The sequence below is a fragment of the Alphaproteobacteria bacterium genome (assembly GCA_024244705.1).
Taxonomy (GTDB): domain Bacteria; phylum Pseudomonadota; class Alphaproteobacteria; order JAAEOK01; family JAAEOK01; genus JAAEOK01.
The window spans coordinates 1-2,552 of the sequence record JAAEOK010000027.1; the positions used below are offsets into that span (position 1 = coordinate 1).

1 protein-coding gene and 1 pseudogene are annotated in these 2,552 nt (G+C 64.6%); both read left to right on the top strand.

Going from position 1 to position 2,552, the window contains the following annotated elements; translation table 11 throughout:
* Nucleotides 1–131: 131 nt before the first annotated feature.
* Nucleotides 132–1,015: pseudogene (locus tag GY791_02330) on the top strand (tyrosine-type recombinase/integrase).
* 12 nt (nt 1,016–1,027) lie between these two features.
* Nucleotides 1,028–2,212: an IS91 family transposase gene (locus tag GY791_02335; GenBank protein MCP4327261.1), complete on the top strand. Its 1,185-nt coding sequence runs from the start codon at nt 1,028–1,030 to the stop codon at nt 2,210–2,212.
* The last annotated feature ends 340 nt before the right edge of the window (nt 2,213–2,552 follow it).

Consider the following 2,552-nt stretch of genomic DNA (forward strand, 5'->3'; position numbering starts at 1 on the left):
GGACGAAGCCGCTCTCGCGGCATTGGCGCTCTTGGCTGGCCGATACTTGTAGATGTGAATGTTGTGCTTCTCTGATGGGGCTTTTCGGTCTGACGATTGGGACCTTCTCAATCGTCAGACAGGAGGTTCCCATGGAGGAGAAGACCACTCCGCTGCGCGAGCGGATGATCGAGGACATGCGCATCCGCGGGATGGGCGACAAAGCCCAGAAGGCGCATATCAGGGCCATCAAGGACTTCGCCGGGTTTTTAAAGCGCTCGCCGGATACGGCCGGCCCGGATGACCTGCGGGCCTATCAGCTCCATATGACCGACGCCGGCATCACGCCGCCCACGTTCAATGCCCGCATCATGGCGCTTCGGTTCTTTTTCGGCACGACCTGGGGCGCGAGGAGATGAAGCGGTACATGCAGTTCCGGCGACAGCCACGGAAGCTGCCTGTGGTGTTCAGCGTCGAGGAAGTGTTCGACCTGCTGGCGGCTGCCCCGGGGCCTGGGCTCAAGTATCGCGCGGCACTCAGCATCAGCTACGGGGCCGGGTTGCGTGCCTCGGAGGTCTGCGCTCTCAAGCTCGGCGACATCGACAGTGACCGGATGCTCATCCATGTCGAGCAGGGCAAAGGACGCAAGGACCGCAAGGTGATGCTCTCGCCCGGACTACTGGAGTTGCTACGCGATTACTGGCGCGAGGCGCGGCCGGCGGGCTGGCTGTTCCCGGGTAGGCCCAGAATCAATCCTATCTCGTCGCGTCAGCTGAACCGGGCCTTCACCGCGGCAAAGACCATGGCGGGTATCGCCGGGCCTGCCACCCTGCACACCTTGCGGCACAGCTTCGCCACGCACCTGCTGGAGTCCAACACTGATGTGCGGGTGATCCAGGTCCTGCTCGGTCACGCCAAGCTGAGCACCACCGCCCGATACACCCATGTCGCCACCAGGATGATCCGCGACACGGTGAGTCCGTTCGAGACCCTGAAGAATCTTCGGGACACAACGCTGCGACGCGGATTGGAGTGACGCTCGGGCCAAGTGGCCCGATCAAGGCTGGAGATCGCTGACATCTTCCGTGCCTATGGCCCCGCGTGGCGGCGGGCCAATGCCGGACATGTCAGTCTGAGCCAGCTCAAGGTCATGTCGGCGATCGAAGCCTGCCGCACGCAAGCGCTCGGTGGGCATGTGGCCGCCTGCGTCAAGTGCGGGCATCACCATATCGCCTATAACTCCTGCAAGAACCGGCACTGCCCCAAATGCCAGGGACCGGCAGCGCGGGACTGGATGGTCGCCCGCGCTGAGGATCTTCTGCCTGTGGAATATTTCCACGTGGTCTTCACCTTGCCTGCCGAGATCGCCCGCATTGCCTATTGGAACAAGGAGGCGATCTATGGACTGCTGTTCAAAGCCTCGGCCAAGACGGTGATCACCATCGCGGCCGATCCCAAGCGGCTCGGCGCCCGTATCGGCATGACCAGCGTGCTGCACACATGGGGCTCGGCGCTGACGCACCATCCCCACGTTCACATGATCGTCCCCGGCGGCGGGCTGTCCTCGGACGGCACACGGTGGGTCGGATGTCGGCCGGGGTTCTTCTTGCCGGTGAAGGTCCTGTCCCGACTGTTCCTCGAAGGGCTGATGGCCCTGCATCGGGCAGGCAAGCTTGCGTTCTTCGGCGAACAGGAGGAACTGGCCGGAGCTGACGCCTTCGCCGCCTGGTTGACCCCGCTGCGCAAGATCGAATGGGTGGTCTATGCCAAACCACCCTTCGGCGGGCCGGAGGCCGTGCTGGCCTATCTCAGCCGCTATACCCACCGGGTCGCGATCTCGAACAGCCGACTCGTCAGCGCCGATGCCGAGACCGTGGCGTTCCGCTGGAAGGACTACCGCATCAAGGACCGCGACCGTCAGAAAATCATGCGGCTGGCCACGGGCGAGTTCATCCGTCGGTTCCTGATCCATGTCCTGCCCGACGGGTTCCACCGCATCCGCCACTACGGGCTTCTCGCCAGTGCCGGCCACAGGCGCCACATCGAGGCGATCCGCCGATTGCTCGGCGCCGAACCGGCAGTGGATGCCGACGCGCTCGACACCGACGCGGCCCTGCCGCTCACCCTCCGAGAACCCTGCCCGGACTGCGGCGGGCCAATGCGGATCGTCGAGATCTTCAAGCGCGGCGAGCGCCCGACGACCCGTGCACCGCCGCGAAAGGCCGCCGCATGATGACAGCGCTATCACCTTCGTCGAGGCCGATCCGGATCGGGCCAGCGGTCCGCAAGCCCATCAGCCTGCGCCGCACAATCATGCCATCACTGGAACCGCATCGACGGCACCACGCGCAGCCGCTGGAGTACCGCCAATCACGCCACGGCAGTGGGCAGAACCGGCTTCGAGCAGGCGTAAAATCCTGCCTCTGACCACCGACGGGACCGACGTCCGCACGCTTTCCCCATAGCCGTCGCGAGAGACCCCCGCGGCTTCCTCCTTGCCAGGTTTTCCAACGCAGGCCGACACAGCTCCAGCGACCGCCGTCGCGTAGCGGCCTGCATCGAAAAACCTCCAA